Source organism: Methylobacterium sp. 37f, assembly GCF_023093475.1.
In the GTDB taxonomy this organism is placed as follows: Bacteria; Pseudomonadota; Alphaproteobacteria; order Rhizobiales; family Beijerinckiaceae; genus Methylobacterium.
The window spans coordinates 278,010-304,469 of the sequence record NZ_JAGHKN010000001.1 but is presented as its reverse complement, the minus strand read 5'-3'; the positions used below and the strand labels follow the sequence as shown (position 1 = coordinate 304,469).

22 protein-coding genes are annotated in these 26,460 nt (G+C 65.6%); 16 read left to right on the top strand and 6 right to left on the bottom strand.

What is annotated here, in order from left to right; all coding sequences use genetic code 11:
- Positions 1 to 502 precede the first annotated feature (502 nt).
- The 4 genes from J7U37_RS01445 to ettA all read left to right on the top strand — a co-directional run bounded on the left by J7U37_RS01445 (position 503) and on the right by ettA (position 3,985).
- On the top strand, positions 503 to 787 hold the full coding sequence (locus J7U37_RS01445) for a hypothetical protein (RefSeq protein ID WP_247634595.1): 285 nt from the start codon (positions 503 to 505) through the stop codon (positions 785 to 787).
- Positions 788 to 836: 49 nt separating this feature from the next.
- Positions 837 to 1,700 (top strand): DNA/RNA non-specific endonuclease, encoded by an 864-nt coding sequence (locus J7U37_RS01440; RefSeq protein WP_247634607.1) that lies wholly within the window; start codon positions 837 to 839, stop codon positions 1,698 to 1,700.
- 151 nt (positions 1,701 to 1,851) lie between these two features.
- Complete coding sequence (locus J7U37_RS01435) at positions 1,852 to 2,070, top strand: hypothetical protein (protein WP_348772964.1); 219 nt, start codon at positions 1,852 to 1,854, stop codon at positions 2,068 to 2,070.
- Positions 2,071 to 2,332: 262 nt separating this feature from the next.
- Entirely contained in the window at positions 2,333 to 3,985 is a 1,653-nt protein-coding gene (gene ettA, locus J7U37_RS01430) for an energy-dependent translational throttle protein EttA (protein ID WP_056183671.1), read from the top strand.
- A gap of 41 nt (positions 3,986 to 4,026) precedes the next feature.
- Here the strand turns inward: ettA and J7U37_RS01425 are convergent, their stop codons facing one another.
- From J7U37_RS01425 to J7U37_RS01415, 3 genes are read right to left on the bottom strand one after another with little or no spacing between them, the layout of a single operon-like run.
- Positions 4,027 to 4,881 (bottom strand): formyltransferase family protein, encoded by an 855-nt coding sequence (locus J7U37_RS01425; RefSeq protein WP_247634593.1) that lies wholly within the window; start codon positions 4,879 to 4,881, stop codon positions 4,027 to 4,029.
- Positions 4,878 to 5,645, bottom strand: coding sequence for an SDR family NAD(P)-dependent oxidoreductase (locus tag J7U37_RS01420; RefSeq protein ID WP_247634592.1), 768 nt, complete (start codon positions 5,643 to 5,645; stop codon positions 4,878 to 4,880). The genes J7U37_RS01425 and J7U37_RS01420 overlap by 4 nt, the downstream gene beginning before the upstream one ends.
- Before the next feature lie 31 nt (positions 5,646 to 5,676).
- A complete protein-coding gene (locus tag J7U37_RS01415) occupies positions 5,677 to 6,984 on the bottom strand; it encodes a capsular biosynthesis protein (RefSeq protein ID WP_247634591.1) in 1,308 nt (435 codons plus the stop codon).
- Positions 6,985 to 7,553: 569 nt separating this feature from the next.
- Between J7U37_RS01415 and J7U37_RS01410 the strand changes: the two genes are divergently transcribed.
- The 3 genes from J7U37_RS01410 (at position 7,554) to J7U37_RS01400 (ending at position 12,238) form a co-directional block, all read left to right on the top strand.
- A complete protein-coding gene (locus J7U37_RS01410; protein WP_247634590.1) occupies positions 7,554 to 9,254 on the top strand; it encodes a capsular biosynthesis protein in 1,701 nt (566 codons plus the stop codon).
- 8 nt (positions 9,255 to 9,262) lie between these two features.
- Entirely contained in the window at positions 9,263 to 10,717 is a 1,455-nt protein-coding gene (locus tag J7U37_RS01405) for an alkaline phosphatase family protein (RefSeq protein ID WP_247634589.1), read from the top strand.
- Between the two features lie 348 nt (positions 10,718 to 11,065).
- Positions 11,066 to 12,238 carry a polysaccharide biosynthesis/export family protein gene (locus J7U37_RS01400; RefSeq protein WP_247634588.1) on the top strand — a complete coding sequence of 391 codons (1,173 nt, stop codon included), beginning with the start codon at positions 11,066 to 11,068 and terminating at the stop codon, positions 12,236 to 12,238.
- 70 nt (positions 12,239 to 12,308) lie between these two features.
- Here J7U37_RS01400 and J7U37_RS01395 read toward each other — a convergent pair whose 3' ends face one another.
- Positions 12,309 to 13,490, bottom strand: a complete 1,182-nt coding sequence (locus J7U37_RS01395; RefSeq protein WP_247634587.1) for an amidinotransferase — start codon at positions 13,488 to 13,490, stop codon at positions 12,309 to 12,311.
- 209 nt (positions 13,491 to 13,699) lie between these two features.
- Between J7U37_RS01395 and J7U37_RS01390 the strand changes: the two genes are divergently transcribed.
- From J7U37_RS01390 to hpnK, 5 genes are all read left to right on the top strand, one after another.
- A complete protein-coding gene (locus J7U37_RS01390; RefSeq protein ID WP_247634586.1) occupies positions 13,700 to 14,788 on the top strand; it encodes a flippase-like domain-containing protein in 1,089 nt (362 codons plus the stop codon).
- Positions 14,779 to 15,390, top strand: coding sequence for an ABC transporter substrate-binding protein (locus J7U37_RS01385; RefSeq protein ID WP_247634585.1), 612 nt, complete (start codon positions 14,779 to 14,781; stop codon positions 15,388 to 15,390). The genes J7U37_RS01390 and J7U37_RS01385 overlap by 10 nt, the downstream gene beginning before the upstream one ends.
- 97 nt (positions 15,391 to 15,487) lie before the next feature.
- Positions 15,488 to 16,675: a bacteriohopanetetrol glucosamine biosynthesis glycosyltransferase HpnI gene (gene hpnI, locus J7U37_RS01380; RefSeq protein ID WP_247634584.1), complete on the top strand. Its 1,188-nt coding sequence runs from the start codon at positions 15,488 to 15,490 to the stop codon at positions 16,673 to 16,675.
- 57 nt (positions 16,676 to 16,732) lie between these two features.
- The gene (hpnJ, locus tag J7U37_RS01375) at positions 16,733 to 18,163 is read left to right on the top strand and encodes a hopanoid biosynthesis associated radical SAM protein HpnJ (protein WP_056180889.1); all 1,431 of its coding nucleotides are present in this window, start codon (positions 16,733 to 16,735) and stop codon (positions 18,161 to 18,163) included.
- A 134-nt stretch (positions 18,164 to 18,297) separates the two neighbouring features.
- A complete protein-coding gene (gene hpnK / locus J7U37_RS01370) occupies positions 18,298 to 19,134 on the top strand; it encodes a hopanoid biosynthesis-associated protein HpnK (protein WP_247634583.1) in 837 nt (278 codons plus the stop codon).
- A gap of 85 nt (positions 19,135 to 19,219) precedes the next feature.
- Here hpnK and J7U37_RS01365 read toward each other — a convergent pair whose 3' ends face one another.
- On the bottom strand, positions 19,220 to 21,892 hold the full coding sequence (locus J7U37_RS01365) for an MMPL family transporter (protein ID WP_247634582.1): 2,673 nt from the start codon (positions 21,890 to 21,892) through the stop codon (positions 19,220 to 19,222).
- Positions 21,893 to 22,519: 627 nt separating this feature from the next.
- Between J7U37_RS01365 and hpnH the strand changes: the two genes are divergently transcribed.
- Positions 22,520 to 23,683: an adenosyl-hopene transferase HpnH gene (gene hpnH / locus J7U37_RS01360; RefSeq protein WP_056180880.1), complete on the top strand. Its 1,164-nt coding sequence runs from the start codon at positions 22,520 to 22,522 to the stop codon at positions 23,681 to 23,683.
- Positions 23,684 to 23,814: 131 nt separating this feature from the next.
- Here the strand turns inward: hpnH and J7U37_RS01355 are convergent, their stop codons facing one another.
- Complete coding sequence (locus tag J7U37_RS01355; RefSeq protein ID WP_247634581.1) at positions 23,815 to 24,243, bottom strand: PilZ domain-containing protein; 429 nt, start codon at positions 24,241 to 24,243, stop codon at positions 23,815 to 23,817.
- A 417-nt stretch (positions 24,244 to 24,660) separates the two neighbouring features.
- Here J7U37_RS01355 and ykgO point away from each other — a divergent pair, with 417 nt between their 5' ends.
- The 3 genes from ykgO (at position 24,661) to J7U37_RS01340 (ending at position 26,456) form a co-directional block, all read left to right on the top strand.
- Positions 24,661 to 24,786, top strand: a complete 126-nt coding sequence (gene ykgO / locus J7U37_RS01350) for a type B 50S ribosomal protein L36 (RefSeq protein ID WP_055886195.1) — start codon at positions 24,661 to 24,663, stop codon at positions 24,784 to 24,786.
- 78 nt (positions 24,787 to 24,864) lie between these two features.
- Positions 24,865 to 25,470: a tetratricopeptide repeat protein gene (locus J7U37_RS01345; RefSeq protein WP_156633848.1), complete on the top strand. Its 606-nt coding sequence runs from the start codon at positions 24,865 to 24,867 to the stop codon at positions 25,468 to 25,470.
- A 5-nt stretch (positions 25,471 to 25,475) separates the two neighbouring features.
- The gene (locus J7U37_RS01340) at positions 25,476 to 26,456 is read left to right on the top strand and encodes an alpha/beta hydrolase (protein WP_247634580.1); all 981 of its coding nucleotides are present in this window, start codon (positions 25,476 to 25,478) and stop codon (positions 26,454 to 26,456) included.
- Positions 26,457 to 26,460 lie beyond the last annotated feature (4 nt).

Below are 26,460 nucleotides of genomic sequence, written 5' to 3'. Positions count from 1 at the left end.
GGCTCTCCGGCAACAGCCGCAGAGCCGCGGGCTCGGACAGACCGTCCAGGATCGACGGACCCTCCGACAGCCCCGACGCGGAGGACGCTGGCGAGGTTTCGCCCGTGGTTTCTTGCCGTGACACCGATGCACACCCGTTCGTTTGCTGAACATCGGTTCGATTTCGCCCACTCTCGCTGGATTGAGAGCCGGCCGATCATCAAACGATGCGTGCTCCGGTGTGAAACCGAAGCCATTCATTCGCACTTATAACGCCATTACGCAGCTTTGCCACGTTGCGGAACGTTTGTTCGCGTCCACAGCCTGGACCGACCTGCAATACGATTCCGCTGCACGGGGCCAAGAGGTGAATTCCGGATCGTGATTCGGCTGCGATGCTGACTGGTACGCATGAACTCCGCTGGCTCTTGCGCACGAAGTCCGGCAGTTAATCCTCCGTTTCGTTCGGATCAACGGTGCGTTCCACTTTTCCCAGCCGCCGCTCGTGCCTTAAGGCAGGTTCATGGTTCTCCTTCGATCCCTCGGCAGCCTCGTGCTGGTGCTGGCCTGCTTGAGCGAGGCTGACGCTGCGGATCGGCTTCAGCGCGATCCCGCCCTGGTGCTCCGACACCGGCCGGTGGAGCCCTTCACGTTCCCGTGCGAGCCCCCCGGACACTGCGGCGTCCAGGCTGGTCCAGGCCCGGCCGACCGATTGGTCTCTCCGTTCGACGGAACCCTCGGACGACCCTGCGGCTATCGCACCCGCATCACGCCCGAAGGAACCCGGAAAGTCCGCGTGTGCTTTTGACGGACCGGCGATGAGGAACCTCGCATGCGTCCGGGTGCTCATTGCCGGGATGCTGGCAAGCCACGGGACCGCGAAGGCTCGGGATTGCTCGGCCTTGTTCGCCGAGGGCCGACGCCCTGAAATCATCAATGTCAAGCTGGACCAGCGCTTGGTACCGCTGTGTTACGACGCCTTCGCGGTGCTGCATTCCGGAGTGGCGCGGACACCACTCTACGCGGCCGAACGCCTGACGCGGGAAGGCGTATCGGCCGCGCGCGGCATCGACCGGATCGACGCCTTCCACGATGAGGACGCGCTGCCGCCCGATGATCGTGCCCTCCTGGAGGATTACGTCCGCAGCGGCTTCGATCGCGGTCACATGGCTCCGGCCGGCGACATGCCGACCGAAGCGGCCCAGGCACAGTCGTTCAGTCTTGCCAACGTGGTTCCACAGGACCGCGCCGTGAACCGGGGGCTCTGGGCCGCCATCGAGGAGAGCGTGCGCCGCCTCTCGACTCGCCGCGGAACGCTCTTCGTCGTCACCGGCCCGGTCTATTCCGGGGGTTCCGTCCGGGCGATCAACGGGCGGGTGCTGGTGCCGACGCAACTGTTCAAGGCGCTCTACGACCCGGCGACCGGAGAGGCGGGCGCCTATCTGGTGCCGAACGCCGACGACGCGTCCTGGCGCGCGGTGTCGCTGGATGTCCTTCGCCAGGAGACCGGGCTCGATGTTTTCCCGACGCTACCCGCCGCCGCCAAGGCAACGGCCATGGCATTGCCGGAACCCCGCGTCTATTCCCGGGGTCCGGCGGACGGCGATGGGTCACCACACCGCCGACGCCCGGACGCGGATTCCTTCGAGGCTTGGGCCAAGCAGGAGTTGCATCGCGCCCTCCGACGGCTCTGGCGCGACCTGATGCGTGCGATCTTCTAAACGGATGACAGGTTCGGACCTGATGGTCGAAACGGCTCCTCCGCGGCGCAGCGGGACACCTTATGGACTCTGCTGAGGACAGGTTTCGATGTCGAAAGGGATAACGCCGACGGACACCTCCCGATTCGTCCCCTTTGCCGACGATGCCGCCGTGCAAACCATCGGCGGTCTGTCGATCGAGAACGGGACCGACCGGATCGGGATCCACGGAACTGTCGACCTGACGCGCGATGCCATGGGCTTGGCGCGGGCGCGGACGCTCGCTTCGACGCTTTCGGCGATCGTCACCGCGCTTGAGGCGGTCTCGCTGCCCGAAGAGACCGCCGATGGGGCGCGTTCGCCCGAGACGGTCAAGAATCCGTTCGCCTGATGTGGGTTCGACCGGCGGCGCCAGTTCCGTCGTGGGCGTTGTCCGGGTTCTTGCCGGTCCGGCGTCGCCCTGATACTCCGGCGCAACACTCTCACGCGAAGCGGTTCGACCACGGCGAGCGCCAGAGGTCCGGCCGCATCGGCGCATTCCGCGCGGTACGCCGACTGGCTCGAACAGGTGCCGGCGCGGGACCACGCACACGAGGATTCCGGGGGTCGAGGCGCAGGGCGCGCCGGGCCGCCGACACGACAGGGATACCATCATGGCGCGCGAATTCATCTACCACATGAAGGGTCTGACCAAGACCTATTCGGGTGGCAAGAAGGTCCTCGATAACATCAACCTGTCCTTCTACCCGGATGCCAAGATCGGTGTTCTCGGCATCAACGGCTCGGGCAAGTCGACCCTGCTGAAGATCATGGCCGGCATCGACAAGGATTGGACCGGCGAGGGCTTCGTCGCCCAGGGTGCCCGGGTCGGCTACCTGCCGCAGGAGCCGCAGCTCGACCCCAACAAGTCGGTCCGCGAGAACGTGATGGAGGGGGTTGCCGAAAAGCAGGCGCTGCTCGACCGCTACAACGAACTCGCCATGAATTATTCCGAGGAGACGGCGGACGAGATGACCGCGCTCCAGGATAAGATCGAGGCCGCCAACCTCTGGGAGCTGGATTCCAAGGTCGATCAGGCCATGGAAGCACTCGGCTGTCCCAGCGATGAGCAGCCGGTTGCAACGCTCTCAGGTGGCGAGCGTCGCCGTGTGGCCCTTTGCAAGCTGCTCCTGTGGGAACCGGAACTGCTGCTCCTCGACGAGCCGACTAACCATCTCGACGCCGAGACGGTCAACTGGCTCGAAGGCCACCTGCGCCAGTACCCGGGCGCCATCCTGATCGTGACCCACGATCGCTACTTCCTCGACAACGTCACGGGCTGGATTCTCGAACTCGACCGCACCCGCGGCTACCCCTACGAGGGCAATTATTCGGCCTGGCTGGTGCAGAAGCAGAAGCGCCTTCAGCAGGAGGGCCGTGAGGACATGGCCCGTCAGCGCGCGATCAACCGCGAACAGGAGTGGATTGCCGCCTCGCCGAAGGCGCGCCAGTCGAAGTCGAAGGCCCGCATCACCCGCTACGAGGAGCTGGTGGCGAAGTCCCAGGACAAGATCGACGCCTCGGCACAGATCGTCATTCCGATCGACGAGCGCCTTGGTAACAACGTCATCGAGTTCGAGCACCTGAACAAGGCGTTCGGTGACCGCCTTCTGATCGAGGATCTGTCGTTCAAGCTGCCGCCCGGCGGCATCGTCGGCGTCATCGGCCCGAACGGCGCCGGCAAAACGACCTTGTTCAAGATGATCACCGGGGCCGAGACGCCGGACGGCGGGACCATCTCGGTCGGCGAAACCGTTCATCTCGGTTACGTCGACCAGTCGCGCGACGCCCTCGATCCGAACGCCACGGTCTGGCAGGAGGTCTCCGGCGGCAACGACATCATCTATTTCAACAAGCGCGAGATCAATTCCCGCGCCTATTGTGCCGCCTTCGCCTTCAAGGGCTCGGATCAGCAGAAGAAGGTCGGTACGCTCTCGGGCGGTGAGCGCAATCGCGTCCATCTCGCCCGGACGCTCAAGGGCGGCGCCAACGTGCTCCTGCTCGACGAGCCGACCAACGACCTCGACATGGAGACCCTGCGGGCGCTCGAAGAGGCGCTGGAGGATTATGCGGGCTGCGCCGTGATCATCAGCCACGATCGCTGGTTCCTGAACCGCATCGCCACCCATATCCTCGCCTTCGAGGGTGAGAGCCACGTCGAATGGTTCGAGGGCAACTTCTCGGATTACGAGGAGGACAAGAAGCGTCGCCTTGGAGCCGACTCGCTGATGCCGAAGAAAATCAAGTACAAGAAGTTTTCGCGGTAAGGCGAAGCTTCGGCGCCCGCCTGGATGGGACGGGCGCTTCTTCAGGCCTTGGCGCTCAGCGCCAGGGCCTCCCGCAGGTCCTGCGCGTCGGTCAGCTTCCGCCCGCTACGGCGAAGGGCCTTCAGCAAAGCCCGATCGGGGAACGGGCAATAAGGCAGGATCGGAACCGTCTCGCCGGCGGGTAGCCGGCCCTCTGCGACGTCGACAAGGACGCCGTCGAGCAGCACCCGCCCGTGCTCGTGCAGCCTGGTGGCTGCCCGTGTCGCAGTGGTGTCGCCCGGAAAGCGGACGGCCTGCTGGGCCAGGATAGCCCCGGCATCGATCGTCACCGCGAGGCGGTGGATCGTGACCCCGAAGGCCGGCTCGTCCTCAGCCAGGGCGTGGATGGTCGGCACGGGGCCGCGATGATGCGGCAGCAGGCCCGGATGGACGTTCAGGCCGCCGAGCGGCGCTCGCATCAGGGTTGTGCCCGAGAGAATCTGATCGAAGTGGAAGGTGACGATGAGGTCGGGTGCATGCTCGGCAAAAGCCTTCGCCACCTCGGGTCCGTTGACGTCATCGACTTTGAGAGTAGGGATGCTCACCTGTCGGCAGAGTTCCCTGAGCGGCGTTGCACGCGAGGAAGGACCCGACCCCGTCAGGCGGCGCGTCAGGGGCGATAATGGGGCCAGCAGGTCGGGCAGGCCGAAATTGACGCCGAGATAGGGCAGGATCGCCGGCCCGGAGCGCGTGAGGTGGCGCCTAACCTGTCCGACGAGGCCGCCGGAACTCGGCCGCTCCGCGTTGGAGAGGCCCACGAAGGCAATGTCGGCGGCGTGCTCGTCGACGAAGCGGCGTACGGCGCGGGCGTTCGGCAGGGCTTCCAGCACGAACAGGGCAATGCGCGGGCGAGTCACCGGTCGGCCCGGATCTTGAACGTGAAGCCGCTCATCCCGAGGCGCCGCAAAAATTCCGGGAGCAGGGCCGCGCCGCGCGCCGCTGCCGCGAGAATCCACGGGAAGGCGACGATGTCCTGGTTCCGGGCGAGACCCCGCGCGATGCGGCGGGCCGCATCCTCGGCGCTGATCTCCAGGGGACGCCAGCCCTGGTACTCCCCGCCCATCGCGGTCTTGACGTAGCCGGGCGTCACCACGTTGATACGCACGCCATGCGGCTTCAGTTTCTCGCGCAGCGCCAGTCCGTGAGCGAGAAGCGCCGCCTTGGTGCCGCTATAGGCGGGTGCGTCCGGCAGCGGCGCGAAAGCGGCCAGGGATGAGACCAGTGCGATCTGCCCGTGTCCCCGGGCGCGCATCAGGCTCACGCAGGGCAAGGCGACGTTGAGAGCACCGACGAGGTTCACGTCCACCGTCTCGAAGGCCATCGCCTCCGTCTCGACATCGCCGCCGGGATCGCCTCCGTTGATCGCCGCATTGACGATGACGAGGTCGATGGCGCGACGCTGGTCCGCGGCCGTCAACCAGGTGGCCACGGCCTCACGCTCCCGGATGTCGAGGCGCTCGGTTTCGACCGCCGCACCCTTCGTGCGACAGGCCTCAGCGATCGCTTCGAGGCGGGGACGATCCCGGCCCTGGAGGATCAGGGTCGTGCCGGGGGCGGCGTAATGACGGGCGAGGGCCGCGCCAATTCCGCTCGACGCGCCGGTGATGAGGATGACGGGCATCGGGTCTGCTAGCCCGGTAGGCGCGACCGGATCAATAGACCGGCGCCAGTTCCTGGGGCTCGCTGGCCTGTTCTCGGATCGCACGCGCTGCATTGAGGGCGGCGGCCGGCAGCGTGGCCTCCAGGCGCGGGACGGTGCCAGTGATGGCGCGCTCGATGGCGGCGCGCGAGAAGAACCCGCCATTGACCTGAGAGCGGTGGAGCACGACGCGTCGGAAATCGGACATCAATTCGCTATCCGGCGATGTCGGTGCCGTCCAGAACGTGTTCAGTCCGCCCTGATGGGTCAGGCCGGGGAAGTTGTAGATCGCATTGCCGGCCGCACAGGTCGGGCGTCCGAGTTCCAGCGAAAGCATCCCGACCGTGCTGTTGACCAGCACGACGCCGCGGCTGCCGGCGATCAGGCTCGGAAGGTCGCCGCCATCGATGATGTCGAGGCGATCGTTGACCCCGTGGCGCTTGGCCGAATGACGCGCGTATTTGCGCCAGTTGATTAGCCCGCTATCGAGGGGATGCAGCTTGATCAGCAGGCGCGTCGGCGCCGGCGCATGGGTCGCGAAGGACGCGATGGTGCGGTCCATGAACCCCTCGACCCCGAGGAAGGGGGAGTGGACGCGGATCTGGTAGTCGCTGTCGAGTTGGAGGGGTAACAGGAAGTAATCCACCCCGATGGCCGTATAGGCCTCGTTGAGACGCGCCGCTTCGCGACGAGTCTGAGCGCGCCGGGAGAATTTCCTGATCCAGCCGCCATATTCAACCGCGATGTGGTGCGGCCGGTGGCTGCGGAAATGCGGGAAGAAGTAGGGAAACCCGAAATTCGCGATGTTATAGGCGACGTCCCACAGGCTGCGCCGGGCCATGTCTCCGCTCGACGGCATCGCGCGGCCGGGCTGGGGCAGGCGCCGAGCGATCGCCCGGATCTCGTCTGCCGTCTTCGGTAGGGTCGAGTGGCCGTTCACGCCGCCGAGTTCGCAGGTGATCCAGTTGGGGCGCAGGTAGCCTTCTTCGAAGACGTGGAAGCGGACACCGAACGGCTGGGCCGCCGCAGTGGCGGCCACGTGATAGGGCCGGCAATCCCCGAACAGCACGATATCGGTGATACCGTGCTCGCGGATGTAGGCCGCGACGTAGTCGCCCCACTTGGCGAAGGTCCCCCGGTAATTGTCCGAGGGGAGACGCCAGAACAGCCAGTCGCCCGATGAGAAGTTGATCCGGCGCACCCGGTGTCCGCGCGCCTGGAGGGCGCGCCCGAGTTCGGCGAAGAAGGGAGACGCGAGTCCCTGGAGGAAGAGGAAGGTTGCCTGTCCGTCGCGAGACAGTGCTTGTCCTTCGCGAGTCATTGACTGACGTTCGCGAGGCGTGGCCTGTCCTTCGAGCGGCAAGGCCTCTCCGGAACGAGGCATGTCTGCGCGGGGCTGAAGCATTCTCGAGCGACGCCTGCTCCTGCGCCCGTTCGAACGCGGGCCACCGTGACGGCCAATTCCGTCGCACGCCTCAACCACCTCAGCAATTGGGCGCTCGTAGGGCCAATGACGAATTCCCCTCATCTGTGATCGCGCGGCAACAGCGCGTCCGGTGAACTTACCGGCCGAAATCCCGATTTACTCCCGATCCATGTCCTATTCGGGCGGGAAGATGCTAAGGCAGCGGCCGGTTACGTCGGTCGAAAGCGTTCATGCCCCCGAACCTGCCGCCATCCTTTTTGTCCACAGGTTCGCACATCCGGTCTCTGAAATCGGAGATCACGGCTGCGACGGGCGTTTCCTTCGCAAGGCGCTGGCGGCCCGGTGCGGCACCAGCCGTATGGGCGGATGGACTGCTCGATCGCGGGCTCGGCATCCTCGACCACCCCGCCTGCACGATCGGCCCGGGGCCGCTGCTCTCACCCTACGACACGCCGCAAAATGGCATGGCGAGCCTTCGCGTCCGGTACGCGGGAGCCGACCTCGGTGGCAGCATGCCGATCGACTCTACGGCTCTGCGCGAGGCCCAGATCTTCGGGCGTAATCGCTTCGCGCGCGATCATCGTATGGTTGCGGAGGTCCTGGCCGGGCTCACCGACCCTGCCCTCATCCTGGCCGAGGGTGCCGTCGCGCGCTCCGGCGCGCGGCTGACCGCCTTCGTCAAGCGCGTTCTGGCATCTGACCCGAAAGGCAGCTTCATCGTCGCCGGGTCAGGCGGCTGTCCGGCACTGTCGATCGGCGAGACGACCCGGCTCCGGGTCGCGGCGCGGCCGATCAATCCTTGGGCGCTTTTTGAACGGGTCCGCACCGTCTTCGTCGATGACTGGGCTTCGGCCGCCGAAGCGAGGCTGGCCGGATGCGCGGTCGCTCGACCGGGCGATGACGCTTCCTCTCTGACGGCTGCCGATCTGGTTGCGCTGTGCTATGGCGCCGGGGTGCATTACTTCGATCCCTGGACGCGTGCGCCCATCGCCCCTGCGGAGTGCCTGGCACGCGTGGCGTGGCTGCGAGACAGGTTCTGCGACAACGATCGGCGAACGGTCTTCGTCGGGATTTCGCGCTGGAAGCGTCCGGCCCTCGACGCATTCCTGGTCGGACCGGAGGGGGCGCCAGTTCACACCATGACGGCGGACGATGCGGTGGCGAAGGCCCGCCGGCACGGAGCCCAGGTCCGCGTCTGGGCGACCCGAATGCCGGAACGTCTGGAGCCACTCTGCGCAGGAGCCGGCGTGCCGCTCGCCCGCATCGAGGACGGGTTTTTGCGTTCCGTCGGCCTCGGTGCCGGCCTTGCCCCTGGGGCGTCGATCGTGATCGACGATCTCGGGATCTACTATGATCCGCGCACGGAGAACCGCCTCGCGGTGATCCTACGGACCGCGACCTTCTCGGCGGACCTCCTGGCCCGGGCCAAGGCTCTGCGTGACCTCGTCGTGGCGCGGCGCCTCACGAAGTACAATGTCGGCCTGTCCGATCAATCCGGACCCTGGCCGAAGGACCGGCGCATTGTTCTGGTGCCGGGGCAGGTGGAAGACGACGCGTCGGTCCGACACGGGTCGCCGGTCGTGCGCTCCAACCGGGCACTGCTCCAGGCGGCCCGAGCGCGACACCCGGATGCGTTCCTGCTCTACAAGCCGCATCCCGATGTCGAGGCCGGGTTCCGCACGGGCGCGATCCCCGAGACCGAGGCGCTGACGCTCGCCGACCGGATTGTCGGCGGCTTGTCCATCGTCGACCTGCTCGATCGTGTCGACCACGTGGAGACGATGACGTCATTGGCCGGTTTCGAAGCTCTCATCCGTGGCCGCTCCGTCGCGGTTCACGGACGCCCCTTCTATGCCGGCTGGGGCCTCACCGAGGATTTGGCGCCCGGGGCAGATCGCGGCCGGCGCCTCGCCCTCGACGAACTGGTCGCTGCGGCGCTCTTGCTCTATCCGCGTTATCTCGATCCGGTGGCGCTGAAACCGTGCTCGGCCGAACAGTTGCTGGACCGTCTCTCGGCGGCGCGGGATGCGGTCGGTCCATCGCGGCTGGCCCTGAGCCCTATGGCGATCCTGACGATGCGAGCCCGGTACTGGGTGGTCAACCCGATTGTGCGGCGCCTGCGCGCCAAGCGCGGAATCGAACGGTTCCGGGATCAGAGGCGCTGAAAGGCCTGATGACGCTGCTCTCTAGTTTCGCTCTCGCCGTCCTGCTCAGTCTTGCCATTGAGGCCGGGGAGGGCTCCGAGGCACGCCCAGTCAGCCGCCGACCTCGCGATCTGGCCATCCGCTGCGCCGGCTATGCCCTGGTGATGGGGTTCTGGTTTCAGTTCTCGTGGCGACCTTGGCTCGCCGCCTTCTCCTGCGTGCTGACCGTCGCCATTCTCACGGTGATCAGTCGCCTGAAACGCACCCTGATCGGCGAACCGCTGGTCTTCAGCGACTTCGCACTGTTGCAGCAGGTGCCGCGCCACCCGGAACTCTACTATACGCAACCACTCACCGACCCGCGCATGGCCGTGCCGATCGTCGTATCCCTCGGCCTCGTCGCCGCATGGTACGCGATCGAGCCCACGGTTCTGCCGGCTGAACCGAGCGTGGCTATCATTGCGATCCTGGCCCTGCCGCTTGTGCTGATCAGTGCCGTCGCCTTCGCCGGGGAGGGAGCAATGGCGGCAGCGCTTGCGCGCTTGTTTCCGGTGCCTGCGCTGGAGACCGATGTCGCTCGCTACGGACTGCCCGCGACCCTGATCGGGTATGCCCTGCGCTGGCGCACCGACCGTCGGACGGAGCTCGCAGCGAGGCTGCCGGTTGCGCGGACGCGCGCTGATGTCCCCGTTGTCGTAGTCATGCAGCTCGAATCCTTCGTCGATCCCGATCGTCTCGGCGGCCCCGCGCTGCCCCTGATGGACCTGATCCGTACGCGCGCCACCCAGTATGGCCGCCTGCGCGTCCCAGCCCACGGCGCCTACACGATGCGGACCGAGCACGCCGTGCTGACGGGATCGGACGCCGAGGACCTCGGGTTCGGCGTATATGATCCCTACCTGACCCATGGCGGTCGTGAGCCGACGAGCCTTTCCCTTCGAGCTCGGGATGCCGGCTTCGAAACCGTCTTCGTGCATCCCTTCCATCGTGACTTCTTCAACCGCGCCGAGGTGGTGACCCGCCTGGGCTTCGACCGCCTGATCATGGAGGATGCATTCGGTACGGCGGCGCGGATTGGTCCCTACGTGAGCGATGCCGCGATGGTAGAGCGGGTCCTGTCCGAAATCCGGGCTCGCACCGGCCCGTTGTTCCTGTTCGGCATCACGATGGAGAATCACGGCCCGTGGAAGCCTGGACGCCTGCCCGGCATCGACGATCCTCTGGACCAGTACCTGACTCACGTGGGCCATACCGGCAGCGCCATGGAGACCCTGATCGCCGGGCTGGCGGAAGTACCGGCAACCCTGTGCTTTTTCGGCGATCACGCGCCGGCTCTCCCGAGCAGCCGCCCGGGTTTTGGAGGCACCGCGACCGACTACGCGATCTTCGAGTTCGGCGAGCCTCCGGCAGGGACCGAACCGGTCCGCCGGGATCTCACCGCCGCCGCACTCGGACGCCAGTTGCGCGACAGCCTGGAGCGATGACCGATCGAGGCCACGCAACGCGGCACTTGAGCTTGGCCTTGCCTCCGTCGTGACGCATTGGTGATCGAGAGGACGGGTCATTGTGAGGTTCGGGTCGCACCGTAAAAGCAGTGCATGGTCCGTTAATCCGATCGCAGCGTTTTGCCGCTAACGTTGGACGCGGCCAGCGCCTGAAAGCGCACGTCCTGGTAAGGATCGCTTTGATAGGCGGACCTCACCCGGCAATTCGACAAGAGTAGAGTGGCGCCGCCCATGCGCCCCGCAGCCGATGGCCCTGCCATCCGGTCGCGAGCCGGATGGGCGACGGCCCGGACCGCACATGTGCGCGGTCCGTTCAGGAGAGTAATCATGCTTCGCAAGGCGTCCTTGGCCGTCCTGACGGCCTGTCTCGTCTCGGGCTGCTCGTCGCTTCTTCCCGGTGCCGGTCCGACGACGGGTGCGGTGGTGGACGGGGCCGACATCGCCACGAGCGAGGGGACCTTCGCGCGCTACGAGATCGTCGACCTGTCGGCGGCCACCATCGAGGCCCTGCGCGGACGCGCCCTCGACAGCCTGCTGGCCTCGTTCGGCGACCGACGGCCCTCCCTCGAACCCGTGATCGGGGTCGGCGACTACGTGGCCGTGTCGGTGTGGGAAGCGGGTTCGGGCGGCCTGTTCTCCGGTCCGCTGGTGGCCGACCGCTTCTCGGCCGGCTCCAAGTCGGCCCTCATCCCCGAGCAGGTGGTGCCGCGCGACGGAGCCATCAGCGTGCCCTATGCTGGGCGCATCCAGGTGGCCGGGCGCCGGCCCCAGGATGTGCAGGCGCTGATCGAGACCGAACTGGCCGGCAAGGCGATCCAGCCCCAGGTGCTGGTCTCGGTGACCAAGGCGGTGTCGCAGACCGTGACGGTGACGGGCGAGGTCGTGGCCGGCGCCCGCGTGCCGCTCTCGGGCAAGGGCGACCGCCTGCTCGACGTGGTCGCCACCGCCGGCGGGGTGCGCGCGCCGGTCAACGAGACCTTCGTGCGCCTCTCGCGCGGACCGCAGACCGCCACGGTGCCGCTGACCACGGTGGTGTCGAACCCGGCCGAGAACATCTTCCTGCGCCCGGGCGACACCCTGACCCTGGTGCGCGACCCCCAGACCTTCCTGGCGGTGGGCGCGCTGGGCAACGCCTCCGAGATCCCGTTCCAGGCCGAGGGCATCACCCTGGCCCAGGCCCTGGCCAAGGCGCGCGGCCTGTCCGACTTCCAGGCCGACCCGTCGGGCACCTTCATCTTCCGCTTCGAGCCGGCCGCGGTGGTGCGCCGCCTCAAGCCGGGCAGCCCGCTGCTGGGCACGCCCCTGGTGCCGGTGGTCTACCGCATCAACATGCGCGACCCCAACAGCCTGTTCCTGACCCAGGCCTTCCGCATGCGCAATCGCGATCTCGTCTACGTCTCCAACGCCCCCTTCACCGAGGTCCAGAAGGTCCTCTCCGTCTTCTCTACCGTCACCGCGCCGGTCTCGGCCGGCGCTTCCCTCTACGCGACGGCCAGGTAAGCCGGTCCCGGATACGAAAAAAGGGGGCGCTGAACGCGCCCCCTGCAGCCGAAACTCAATCGATTTCGACCTAGAAGTACGACTTCAGAGTGCCGCGACGGCGAACGTCGAGGGTGGCGCAGTGGAACGAGCCGCCGAACGGTCCATAGGACAGGAACGGCGCCGGGATCGGGTCGAAGCCCCAGTCCTTGAGCGCCTTGATCAGCGTCGGCTGACTCGCATCCACGACGATCTTTTTCTCGTCCAGCGCCAGCACGTTGATCGAGGTCCAGGGCGAGCACATGGAGATCTTGCTCATGAAGCCCTCGACTGGGTCGGGGCGCGGCGCGATCAGCACGTCCCACTTCTTGAGCACGGCCGGCAGCTTCTCGACGTCGATGTAGTCCGGATTGACCAGCACCTTGCCGGGGGCCAGCGGCATAAAGGATGAGTCGATGTGCATGGGTTGCGGGCAACGGCTCTCAATCTCGTGCACCCGGAAGCCCGGACCGAGGTGGCGCCGTAGCCACTCGATACCCATCAGGTTGGTCACGTTCGAGCGGGTCACGAACAGGTCGCGGCCGCAACGCACGAAGTCAGCCGCGTCGAAGACCGGCTCGAACTCGTTGACGGTGAACTGCATCGGCTCGCCGCCTTTGAGGTTCGGCACCCGGTAGTCGTAGTTGTACAGATCGTCGGTGAGCTGCGGACGCGGGGCTGAGGTCCAGCGCGCGCCATTGCGGAAGTATTCCTTGAACAGCGACCGGTAGGCATCGCCCTCGAAGTAGCGCGAGCGCCAGCACATCGGGCTCTCGATGATCTCGTCGCCGATGACGAGGTACGGATCACGAGGGCAGGCGACGCAGAAGCCGCGGGAGGACCATTGGGGGGCCTTGAACTTGCGCGAGAAATCGATCGGGTCCGGACGGCGGATCTTCACTCCTTCGCCGGCCAGAATCGAGATGAAGTTGTCGAGCTCCTTCTGGGCGAGCTTCTTCATGAACTTCGGATAGCGGAAGCCCGAGGCGAACCTGTAGAACGGCTGAGCAGCCCGCGGCAGGTTGAAGATCACGGTCAAGTGGTGTGTCGGAATGGTCGCACCGTCCAGACTTCCGACAATGACCTCTTCCAGCGGATCCCATTCGTTCCAGGCCATCACCGGGGAACTTGCAGCGGGCGCACGCATGGCGCCGAAGCCGCCGCCGGCATAGCGCTCCATCTGCACGTCGTCGCGCACGACCTCGTCGGCCGTCATCTGTGATTCGCGGTCCATCTGATCCCGTTCCCCTGTCCGCCCGGACGGCTGATTATCGGGCTTTTCGCCCTGCGCCGCTTTGGTCCCGACTGTGTCTCTCGGGTGATAGACAACGGTTCTCAAAGCTGCAACTTCCGAAGACATTCAACGTTTCCGGCGGTTTTTTGCGGTCGGAAACACGGCGGAATCTCGGTGTGATCCGCTGCACTGCAGGCCGAAAGGGGCCCATGAAGCGTCTTACGACATTGGCCCTGATCGCCGGTCTATGCACAGTCGTCGGCCTGTTCCTGTCCTCTGGCCTGGAAGACGTCGCGGCCGCGGTCGTCAGCGCCGGTTGGGGCGCGCTGATCGTGGTTGTCGCCCGAGGTTTTGCCGTAGCCTGGGCCGGTCTCGGCTGGTTCGTGATCTTCCCGAAGGCGACGCGCCCGACATTGCGGGACTGCCTCACGCTGCGCTTCGTGCGCGAGGGTATCAACACGTTGCTGCCGGTCGCCCAGGTCGGCGGCGACTTCGTCGGTGCCCGTCTCCTGACCAAGCGCGGCGTCCCCGGCGGCATCGCCGGTGCGAGCATGTTCGTCGACCTGATGACCCAGGCGGTAACTCAATTCCTCTTTACCGTGGCGGGCGTCGTTCTCCTCGCTTGGATCGCGGGGGATGGCCCGATCGTCCGGACCGTGACCGGCGGCCTTGCCCTAGCTGCTCCCGCCCTCGGTGCCTTCTATCTCATCCAGCGCCGAAGCGGTCACAAGGTGATCCAGGCCTTGGTCAGCCGGTTCGCCGGCTCGCGCGAATGGCGTGCGCTCGGCGCTATCGACGTACTCTACGACAGCCTCAAACGACTTTACGGCCATCGCGGCCGTGTCGCCGGTGGTCTCGGCATTCACCTCATCGGCTGGTTCATCGGCACCGTCGAGGTCTACGTGGCCCTCCACTTCATGGGCTACCCTGTCAGCATCGTCGAGGCGGTGGTGATCGAGAGCCTGGCCCAGGCGGTCCGTGGCGCCGCCTTCGCGGTGCCGGGTGCCCTCGGCGCCCAGGAAGGCGGCCTCATCGCCCTGTGCGCGATCTTCGGAATCCCGGCCGAGGCGGCGCTGGCGCTGTCCCTGGTCAAGCGCTTGGCGGACTTGCTCGTCGGGGTGCCTGGTCTCTTCGCCTGGCATGCTCTTGAGGGATCGAAGCCGGATCCGGTTATGGCACCGGAGCCCCAGAGCGAGCCTGGCTTGCGGCATGACCTCCTGGTCCCAGTGCTTGCCAATGATTTGGGTGGACGGCCCCGCACCGAACCCCAGCTCGGAGAACTCAAGAAGTGCGCCTGAAACGCGTTGCTGTCGCGAGCCTCGTCGCGGCTCACCTGCTCCTCGGCTCGGCCGCCCATGCGATCGACGATCCGGCCGCGACGTCGATCGGCAAGGTCTACGCGACCTTCGAAAGCGCCCTGAAAAGCGCACCGAAGGATGTCGGAGCCCGTGCGGCGACCATCGGCCCGACCCTGAATGAGACCTTCGACTTTCCGGCGATGATCCGTCTGGCCACCGGGGCCAAGTGGAAGACCTTCACGCCCGAACAGCAGGGTGCCCTCACGGACGCGTTCGGACGCTACTTCACCGCGACCTACGCCACCCGCCTCGCGCAAGCCTCCGGTGGCAAGTTCAGCTTAAAGCCGCAAAGCGAAGCGCGCGGTCCGAACCGCGTGGTTCAGACCGAGGTCGCCAACAAGGACGGCGATACCTCGCAGGTGGATTTCCTGGTCGGCCCGGAAAACCGGGTGCAGGACGTCTATCTCAACGGCAATGTCAGCGAGGTCGCGAGCCTTCGCGGCAGCTTCTCGGAGCCGCTGAAGACCGGCGGGGCGGATGGCCTTCTCACCTTCATGAGGGATCGTACCGCCGGCATGCTCGCCGTCAAACCAGCGCCTTAGAGTTGCGTCAGAGACGCCCGGACTTTGTTCCTCCCGTACGACAAACGATTCGCGCCGCTCGACTTCGCGGCACTCTCACGAGCCCCGTGACCGAGCGATGCCCCTGATGGACCTGACTTGGCTCTCGCATCTCCTGCCGCTGATCGCCCTGGTCGGTTGCGTGTACGGACTGACTGCCGCTGCCTTAGCCGGGCGTTTTGCCCGCAAGGCAGCGCCGGCCCTGGGTGATGGGGCGCCGTCCGTCACGATCTTGAAGCCGCTCTGCGGAATCGAGCCAAACCTGTACGAGAATCTCGAGACTTTCTGCCAGCAGGCCTATGCCGCGCCCGTGCAGGTGATTTTTGGCGTTCAGAACGCCGCCGATCCGGCGATCGCCGTCGTCCGTCGTCTGCAGGCCGCCTATCCGGCGCTTCGGCTCGATCTTGTCATCGACGCGCGCCAGCACGGTTCGAACCGAAAGGTTTCAAACCTCATCAACATGTCGACCCGAATCTCCCACGAGATTGTGGTTCTTGCCGACAGCGACATGGTGGTGAAGCCCGACTACCTCGGCCGGATCGTCGGTGAGCTAAGGCAGCCGGGCGTGAACGGAGTGACTTGCCTGTATCATGGGGTCCCTGCGCATCGGGGGATCTGGGCCCATCTCTCCGCTCTCGCCATCGACGTGCAGTTCTTGCCCAACGTGGTGATGGGCACGTCGCTCGGCCTCGCACAGCCTTGCTTTGGATCCACCATTGCCTTCTCCACCAGGGCACTTGGCGAGATCGGCGGCTTCGAAGCCTTCCGCGACGACCTCGCCGACGACTATGCCATCGGCGAAGCGTTGCGCGCCAAGGGCGGGGTCGTTGCAATCCCGAGCTTCACCATTGGGCACACCTGCGTCGACACGGATCTGGCGAGCCTGTGGAGCCATGAGCTTCGCTGGAACCGCACCATCCGCAACGTCGATCCTGCCGGCTATGCCGGATCGTTCGTGACCCATGCCTTTCCGCTCGCCCTGATCGGAGCTTTGGTCCCGGATGCTGGAACCACGGCCCTGGCCGTGGCGGCCTTCGCCCTGGCGTGCCGGATCATCCTGTGCGTCCGCCTGGAGCGGGCCTTCGGCCTTGCTCCGCATCCCTACTGGCTGTTGCCGATTCGCGACATCCTATCCTTCATGAACTTCACCTGGAGCTTCGTCTCCGGTGCTGTGACATGGAAGGGCCATGATTATCGCGTGGTTGCGGACGGTACCTTGATCCCCGAGACGACGCTTGGGCGCGATGCTGGTGCATCGTCACTCTGACCTTCCGTTTATTCTCCCATTCAACTGTCCCCTGTTCTCGCTGAGGCCTTGAACCCCATGCGCACCCTCTTCCTGCAGGCTCCCACTTTCGACGGCTTCGATGGCGGTGCCGGTTCCCGCTATCAAGCCAAACGCGAGATCAAGTCGTTCTGGTACCCGACCTGGTTGGCCCAGCCTGCAGCCCTGGTGCCGAACTCGAAGCTGATCGATGCCCCGCCGCACAACATCAAGCTGAGCGAGATCGTGGCCCAAGCGCATGATTTCGACCTGGTTGTGCTGCATACCTCGGTTCCGTCCTTCAAGTCGGACGTGAAGACGATTGAAGCCCTCAAGGCCGAGAACCCGAAGCTCATCGCCGGCCTGATCGGCGCCAAGGTCGCGGTCGATGCCGCTGGCGCGATGGCCCAGGCCCCGGTGGTCGATTTCTGTGCCCGCAATGAGTTCGACTTCACCGTCAAGGAAGTCGCTGACGGCACCCCGATGTCCGAGATCAAGGGGCTGTCCTATCGCGATGCCAATGGCAACGTGGTCCATAACGAGGACCGCGAAATCATGACTGACATGGATCAGCTGCCGTTCGTCACGAGCGTGTATAAGCGCGATCTCCAGATGGAGAAGTACTTCATCGGGTACCTGAAGCACCCCTATATCTCGTTCTACTCGGGCCGTGGCTGCAAGTCGCGCTGCACCTTCTGCCTTTGGCCGCAGACGGTCGGCGGTCATACCTACCGCACCCGCTCGGTCGCGCACGTGATCGAGGAGATCAAGTACTGCCTGAAGGAGTTTCCCCAGACCAAGGAGTTCTTCTTCGACGACGACACCTTCACCGATAACCTGCCGCGCGCCGAAGAAATCGCCCGCGAACTGGGCAAGCTCGGTGTGACTTGGTCGTGCAACGCCAAGGCCAACGTTCCGCGCGATACCCTGAAGGTGCTCAAGGACAATGGCCTGCGCCTGCTGCTCGTCGGCTACGAGTCCGGCAACCAGCAGATCCTGAACAACATCAAGAAGGGTATGCGCGTCGAGGTCGCCGAGCGCTTCACCAAGGATTGCCACGATCTCGGCATCGCCATCCATGGTACTTTCATCGTTGGCCTCCCGGGCGAAACCCGGGAGACGATCCAGGAGACGATCGCGTTCGCCAAGCGCATCAATCCGCACACGATCCAGGCCTCGCTGGCGGCACCGTATCCCGGCACTTTCCTGTACAAGCAGGCGGTGGAGAACGGCTGGCTGGACGTCGCAAACGCGGAACTCGTCGACGAGAACGGCGTGCAGATCGCACCGCTGCACTACCCGCACCTGTCACATTCCGAAATCTTCGCGGCTGTCGAGGAGTTCTACCGGAAGTTCTACTTCCGCGCTCCGAAGATCGCCTCGATCGTTTCCGAGATGGTCCGTTCGCCCGACATGATGAAGCGCCGTTTACGCGAGGGTGTGGAGTTCTACCGCTTCCTCAAGGACCGTCAGACCAGCGCTGCAGCCTGAGCTCGACGCAGGTTCGATTCGATACCTAGACACAATGAGGCGGCCGGGCTGGAAAGCCCGGCCGTTTCGCGTCGTGGGGCTACAGCCCCTACCTTAGGGGGAGGGTCCCGCCTCCCATTACCCGGAGTCGTCCTGTGAAGCGCTTGGTCGTTACCGCCGATGATTTCGGCCTGAGCCTTCAGGTCAATGAGGCGGTGGAGCAAGCGCATCGTGACGGCATCCTCACCGCTGCAAGCCTGATGGTATCTGCCCCGGCCGCCGATGACGCCGTGGCTCGGGCTCGGCGTCTGCCCTCCCTGCGCATCGGTCTTCACTTGGTGATGGTGGAGGCTTGGCCGACCCTGCCGCCTGAGCGTATTCCCGATCTCGTCACCCCGGACGGTCTGATCCGTAGCGACATGGAGCGACTCGGCCTCGACCTGGCCCTCAAGGCCTCGGTGCGGCGCCAACTCTCGGCTGAAATCGAAGCACAGTTCCAGGCCTTCCGCGCGATCGGCCTACCCCTGGACCACGTCAACGCCCACAAGCATTTCCACGTGCACCCGATCATTGCCGGTCTGGTGCTCGCAGCGGGTCGTCGTCATGGCATGCGGGCGATCCGAGTTCCGCGTGAGACCCGTGCTGTCCTGCGGGCGGCAGAGCCGGGCGCAAATCCGAAGCCGGCCCTCGACACAGCACCCTGGGCGGCCTTGCTGGCCGTACGGGCGCGTCAGGCAGGCCTCCTGATTCCGGACAGGACACTCGGACTCGCCTGGTCCGGGGCGATGACGCCAGCCCGAGTGCAGGGGCTGTTGGCGCACCTGCCGGACGGATTGACCGAACTCTACACTCATCCCGCCACGGCAAGCGGGTTTCCCGGCGAGGCGCCGGGTTATGCTTATGTGGCGGAGCGTGATGCGCTGGTCGCCCCCGAGAGCCTCGCGGCGGCCGCCGGCTTCGTAAGAGGGGGATTCTCAGACTTTCTCGCCTGAGGACAAATCAAGACTTATGGCGAACGAAGAATGGGCGCGGCGGGGACCCGCGCCCATTCTTCGTCTTATGGAATTTCCGCGCGGCCTACTTGGCCGAGACCGTTTCCGCGGCCTTGGCCCGGGTTACTGGCGGTAGAGCGGCATCGCCCTCGGGACGCTTCGGGTCGGGATGCTTCGGCGGCGGCCCGAGGAACGCCGGAACCACGAAGAAGGCTGCCACCAGGGTGAAGAACAGCGACAGCGCGAGAAGCTTGCCCATGCTGGCCGTGCCCGGATGGCTGGAGAGCACCAGTGAGCCGAACGCCGTGCCGGTGGTCAGCGCCGAGAAGAAGATCGCTCGCGTCAGGCTGGAAGCCAGCATGTCGGTCACACCCGCCCGCCAAGCGATGACGTAGTAGATGTGGAAAGCCACGCCGACCGCCAGCATCAGCGGCATCGCGATGATGTTGGCGAAGTTCAGCGGCATCCCGACGATATGCAGGGCCATGAGCGTCCAGAGGGTTGCCAGCACCAGTGGCCCGAGGGTCATCGCAACGTCCCACGGCTTCCGGAGCGCCACCGACAGGATGATGAAGATCAGGACGAGTGCGGTGATCGCCGCCTGCAGGAAGGCGCCCAGGATCGTGTAGCTGGACGACGTCGTGGCGACCGGCGCGCCGGTGGCATGCGGCGCGACACTCTGCACGTCCTTGGCAAAGTTCCGCAGCACCTGGTTGTCGTTGGCGTCCCCGCTTGGGTGGACTTCGATGCGTGAACGTCCATCTGCGGCGATCCATTCGGCCTTCAACTTAGGCGGAAGGTTGTCGAGGGTGATCTTCTCCGGGTTCAGGAGGCCGGACAGACGCGAGAGCAGGGTCTTCAGATCCGTCGTTAGAGCAACGCTCGCCGCCTCGCGGGTCGCGACCGGAGCAGCTGCCAGTTTGTCGAGATCGGTCGCAAGCTCGCCCGCTACCTTGGCGCCCGGAGCCGTGGAGCCCGCCGCGATACCGCGCAGGGCCGTCACCGCCTCCTTCACCGCCTTGACGTTCTCGGCATCGGTCGGCGGCGGCGGCTTGCGGCCGGGATTCAGGACCGGCCCCAGCAACTGTGCGGTCTCAGCGATAATGGCCAGTTTCTGGTCTTGGTCCGGCGGCACGAAGGTGTCGATGTCGATGACCTTCGCCACGGATTTCAACTTCAGCAGCTTCTCCGCAAGCGCCGGCACCGCGGCCACCGAGGGTGCCATGACGTCGATGATGTTCGGGCTCGTCGCCGGGTCCTTGATCAGATCGAGATAGGTCGAGATCGATTCCACCTTCGGGCTGCGCAAATGCATCGGGTTGGAATCGAAGGGCAGCTTGAACAGCAGCGGGATGCCCGCGAGCGTGATCAACCCGACGCCGATCAAGATTGGCTTTCGGTTGCGGATGATCCACGGATCAACGCCCGCGAGCCAGGCGGTCTCCACCGGTTCGCGCTCACCCTTGGGCTTGAACACCGCGATGAGGGCCGGCAGCAGGGTGAGGCTGAACAGGTAGGCGACGATCATGCCGACGCCGGCGATGAGGCCCAGCTCCGAGACGCCTCGGAAGGCAGTCGGCAGAAAAGCGAAGAAGCCGGCGATAAGCGAGATGGCCGCCAGGGTCAGCGACCAGCCGACGCCCCGAGCTGCCGCCCGCATGGCCGAGAGGAGGTCGGGCTGCTCGAACCGATCAGCACGGTAGCGAACGGCGAACTGGATACCGAAATCGATGCCGAGGCCCACGAAGAGCGCCGCGAAGGCGACCGAGATCGGGTTGAGTTCGCCGACCATCAGCAGGCCGAGACCCGCAGTCACGATGAGGCCAGCGAAGGTGGTGATCAGGACCGCGCCGATCAGCGGGGCCGAGCGGAGTGCAAGCCACAGGAACAGCACGATCGCACCGACCGTGACGCTGTAGTTCAGCAAAGCGTCCTCTGAGAGGGTGGCGAACTCGTCGTCAGCCACTGCGACGGGGCCGGTCAGACGCATGCGTGGACGCTCGGCGAATTCCGGGCCCCCAAGGGTATTGATCTTGAGTTCCGAGGCGACCTTGCGCACCACCTCTGTCGCGTGGGCGCCGGGCTGTAGCGCGTTGTAGTCCAAGACGGGCTGGATCATGACGAACTTGCGCAGATCCGTGCTCTGCGTCTGTCCGTTGGAAAGCAGCATCTGCCAGGACATGCGCGCAGGCTCGCCGGCCAGGACCTTGCGCACGGTGGCGTCGATCTGGGTCATCGGCCGCTCGAGATCCTCGAGCTTGGCATCGCCACTCTTGATGCCGCGGGCGCCAAGGCCGAGAACGCGCATGATGCCGCGAAGGGAAGGGTCGGCAGCCAACGGTCCGAGGAGGCCCTGCTGCTGGACGAGTTGCTCCGTGGTCTTGGTCAGCTCTTCCTGCGACATCAGCAGGAAACCGTTCTTCTCGTAGAAGGCGCCGCCGTCCGGACGGTAGACCGACTCGATCATGGTCTTGTGTCTGGCGATCGCCGCCGCGAACTCGGCCGCCGCCTCCTCGGCCTCCTCCGGCGTCTTGCCGTCGATGACGGCCACCAGGGTACCGGTCCGCTGCGGGAACGCAGCTTCATAGTTGATCTCGTCCTGACGCCAGGGGACATCCTTGTCGATCAACCGCTCGACATCGGTATTGATCTTGAAGAGATGAGCGGCCGCACCGGCGCTGGCAACGGTAATGAGTGCGACGAGAGCTATGACCAACCAGCGACGCTGGACGGAAAACGCGACGAGCCGTTCGATCACGAGTGTCCTACCTGCTTCAGCGATCTCATTCCGATGCAAGCACGCCGACTACCGGCGCTGCGGCCGACGCGGCTGCACAAGGGGAATCGATCTGTTCGATGCCGCCGGTTATCACCAGTCGCCGCGAATCCCGAATCTCAGCTTCCAGCGCCCCTAGGAAACCCAAGCGGGGCTCCCGGAAAGGCACTGATCAACCGAATCGCATGACATTGACGACATTGCGTGAATGGCCGGTTCACCTATCGACCCAACGGTAGGAATGCAACGCAAACAAGGCGAGCGTTCCGGCTTGGGACCTTTTGTGCGATCTCGCACCGCATCTTCGTCGCGTACCGCGTCTGGATACGGGCAGCTAATGCGCTTTCCCCACGGCCAAGCTGGGGCTCTGGCATGCGGCTTTCGAATAGGAATATGGGCATCCGATCGGGTTATAGGCGGTCCGTCATGGCGCGCTTCGGCACGAGAGTGCTGCATTCTGTGGCCGGATAGTTTCAGCTGCTGCCGAACTTGTCGGAACGGCGCCGTTTCGTGGCCTTTCGGGATGGTTCCAAGCTAGCTTGCTGGAATTTGGCCTTTTTTCACGCTAAGCAGCCCGATACATCGGGGCCAACAACAAGGAGCCGCGTCTTGGGCATCCCTATCCGGTACGTCGCGAAGATCGGCGGCTACATTCTGAAACAGCACCTCACCGGTCGCAAGCGCTATCCGCTCGTGATGATGATGGAGCCGCTGTTCCGCTGCAATCTTGCTTGCGCCGGTTGCGGGAAGATCGATTACCCGGACGAGATTCTGAACAAGCGCCTGCCGGTGGCCGACGCTCTTGAATCCGTGCGCGAGTGCGGTGCACCCGTGGTGGTGATCGCTGGTGGCGAGCCCTTGCTGCACAAGGATCTGCCGCAGATCGTCGAGGGCATCATCGCCCAGAAGAAATTTGCCATCGTCTGCACCAACGCGCTCCTCCTTGAGAAGAAGATCAAGGAGTATAAGCCCAGCCCGTACTTCACCTGGTCGATCCATCTCGATGGCGACAAGGAGATGCACGACCAGTCGGTGTGCCAGCGTGGCGTCTACGACAAGGCCGTGGCGGCCATTGCCAAGGCGAAGGAGATGGGCTTCCGGGTCACCATCAACTGCACCTTCTTCAACAACTCGTCGGCCGACAAGATCGCCAACTTCTTCGATAGCGTCACGAAGATGGGCATCGATGGCATTACGGTCTCGCCTGGCTATGCCTACGAGCGCGCGCCCGACCAGAAGCACTTCCTGAACCGCAAGGCGACCAAGGAGCTGTTCCGCGGCGTGTTCCGGCACGGCAAGGAGAAGGGTCGCGAGAAGTGGACCTTCCAGCAGTCGGGTCTGTTCCTCGACTTCCTGGCCGGTAACCAGACCTATCATTGCACCCCGTGGGGCAACCCGACCCGGACCGTGTTCGGATGGCAGAAACCCTGCTATCTGCTCGGCGAGGGGTATGCGGCGACCTTCAAGGAGCTGATGGAGGAGACCGACTGGGATTCCTACGGCACCGGCAACTATGAAAAGTGCGCCGACTGCATGGTCCATTCCGGTTACGAGGCCTCGTCGGTGGTCGATTCCGTGAAGAAGCCTTGGAAGCCGCTGATCCATGCCATCCGTGGCATCAAGACCGAGGGCGACATGGCGCCCGAAGTCAGCCTTGAGAACCAGCGCCCGGCCGAGTTCGTGTTCTCGCGCAACGTCGCCCAGAAGCTGTCCGAGATCAAAGCTTCGGGTGTGGACACCAAGCGCGAAGCTCGCAACCGCACCGCGGCCTGATCCGCTCCACTTTTGTCGAACGAGAAAACCCCGTCCTGCTCTGGCAGGCGGGGTTTTTCGTTTTGAACCACCCTTGCGCAGGAGGGTCTGACGCCAGAGGGAGACAGGTGTAACTGAGGTGGGCTCGGAGCTTAGAAAGCCGAAATCCCGCGCTTGCGGGATGGAACGCCAAGCCCGCCGCCATCGGGAACGGCTGCCCGTGTCGTCGGTTCGGACGTCACCGGGACAGGCTGAGCAACAGGGGCTGTTGCGGCGGCTGCGGAAGGAACCTTGCCGACGCGCTCGATGCGGACCCCGACATAGTCGCCCCGCCGCCAGGCGACCCGGACGAGGCACAGAAAATCCCGGCCGATGATCCGCAGCATGAAGACCGGTGGAAGGTCCTGCTTGGCCCCGATGCAGATCCGGGCGCCGGATTTCGAGACGTCCTTGACGGTGCAGGGGATCTCGGTCCCGTCCCGGAACCGGATGGTGGCGATCCAATTGGTCGGGCTGCGCTCCTCGCGGCGCGGTACCGGCGCGTCCTGAGCCTGCTCCGAATGCTCCATGTCGGTCGTCAAAGCCCCATCTGCGCGATCGGCTCGCGCTCGAATTCTATAGGGCCGAGACTCTTTACAGATGGATAGTGTTTCTCGGGCGATGCAGGTTTGACTACGCTGGAAACGGCTCTCCGTTCACGTTTTCGCGAAACCCGAGATCGAAAGGCTTGGCGGCGGTCATCCGCAGCGGGCGAGCGTCCCGGCCTTTCGAGGTGCAAGTGAGGGACGGATCTAGTTTCCCTGATAGCCCAATCGAGCGGTACAAGCGCGGAGATGCGGCGGAAGCGCCCCGGAAGCCTTGCCTTGCCGGCGCGAATCCTGATAAGGCAACCGCCTTTCCGCGATGCATCGACACATCGCCGAGGCCGCCGTCAGGTGCCTCGTTCCCGAGACCCTATGGACAGGCGGCGGGCTGATCGCTCGACCGACGTGAGACCGATGAAGATTCGCAACTCCCTCAAGTCCCTCCGCGGCCGTCATCGCGACAACCAGATCGTGCGTCGCAAGGGCCGTGTCTACATCATCAACAAGACGCAGAAGCGCTTCAAGGCCCGTCAGGGCTGAAGGGTTTGCTGCCGCCCCCGAGGGGACGCGGCAAGCGCGCACGTTGACGTGGCGATGCGAGGCGAGGAAGCTTCGCCCATGTCGCCACACGATCCCGCCCGATCCTGCCTGAGAGCCGCGCTTGTCGCGGCTTTCTGCGTTCTCTCCGTGCCGCTCGTCCGGGCGGCTCCGGTCCGGGAGGCGGCGAAGCCGGAGAAGAGCCAGCCGCTTTCCCTGGACGACCTCTATGCTCGCCTGAAGGCCGCCGGCGACGATGCCGAGGCCAAGGGCGTCGCCCGCCTGATCGAGCAGCGGCTGGGCCGGTCCGGCAGCGCCACTGCTGACCTTCTCACGGAGCGGGCCCGGCAGGCGATGTCCGGCCAGGATCTTCCGCTGGCGATCGAGCTGATGGACCGGGCGACGACCCTGGAGCCCGGTTGGTCCGAGGGCTGGAATCGGCGCGCGACAGTGTTCTGGATGCTGTCCGATCCGTCGGCGGCCATCGCCGACCTCCAGCGTACGCTCGTTCTGGAGCCGCGCCACTTCGAGGCCTGGGCGGCCCTGGGGCGGATCTACCAGAGCCTCGACGACAAGGGCCGTGCCCTGGAGGCATTCCGGCGGGCATCGGCCCTTTATCCCCGCATGGACCGGCTCCAGACCGCCATCGACCGCTTGGCGCCCGACGTCGACGGTCGCGACCTGTAGCCCCCATGTTCCTCCTCAAGCTGATCGCCGGTCTCCTGGCCGGCGGCCTCGTGCTGGCGCTGATCGCGGCCGGCATCACCCTGCTGATTTCGGCGCGCATCGATGCGCGCTATCCGCCGGCTGGCCCGTTCGTGGCGGTGACGGGCGGCCGCATCGCCACGATCCAGGCCGGCCCGAATCCCTCGGCGCGGGGCACCGTGGTGCTGCTGCACGGGGCCTCGGCCAATGCGGCCGATCCGATGACAGATCTCGGCCGGCGCCTCGCCGCCGAGGGGTTCCGGGTGGTGGCCCTCGACCGGCCGGGCTTCGGCTGGAGTGACCGCCCCGGCGGCAGCGCCCTGGCGACGCCGCGGGCGCAGGCCGCCGTGATCGCGGAGGCGCTGGCGAATCTCGGCATCGGCCCCGCCCTCGTGCTCGGCCATTCCTGGTCCGGAGCGCTGGCGACCGCCCTGGCCCTCGATCATCCGGATCGCGTTTCGGGGCTCGTCCTGGTGTCGCCGGCGGTGATGCCGCTGCCCGAGATGGGGCCGATCCCCTGGTACTACCGCCTTGCCCTGGTCCCGCCGGTGACGTGGCTGCTGAGCCGGACCGTCGCCACGCCGGTCGGTCTCTATTACTTGGGACCGGCCGGGCAATCGGTGTTCAAGCCGCAGAGCGCGCCGCCGGGCTACCTGGAGGCCAGCCGCGCCGCCCTCGTCCTGCGACCGGCGACGATGCTGGCCAATGTCCAGGACCTGATGGCGCTGCCGGCCGCGCTCCAGCAGCAGAGCGCCGCCTACGGGCGCATCGCGGTACCGACCGTGATCGTCACCGGCGACCGCGACGCCATCGTCCCGGCCGAGCGGCATGCCCGTCCGCTGGCCAGGCTCATCCCGGGCGCACGGCTCGTGGAGCTGGCCGGCATCGGCCATATGGTCCACGCGGTGGCGACGCAGGCGGTCGTCGACGAGGTGGTCCGCCTGTCCGAATCCGTCACCACTCACTGAGCCG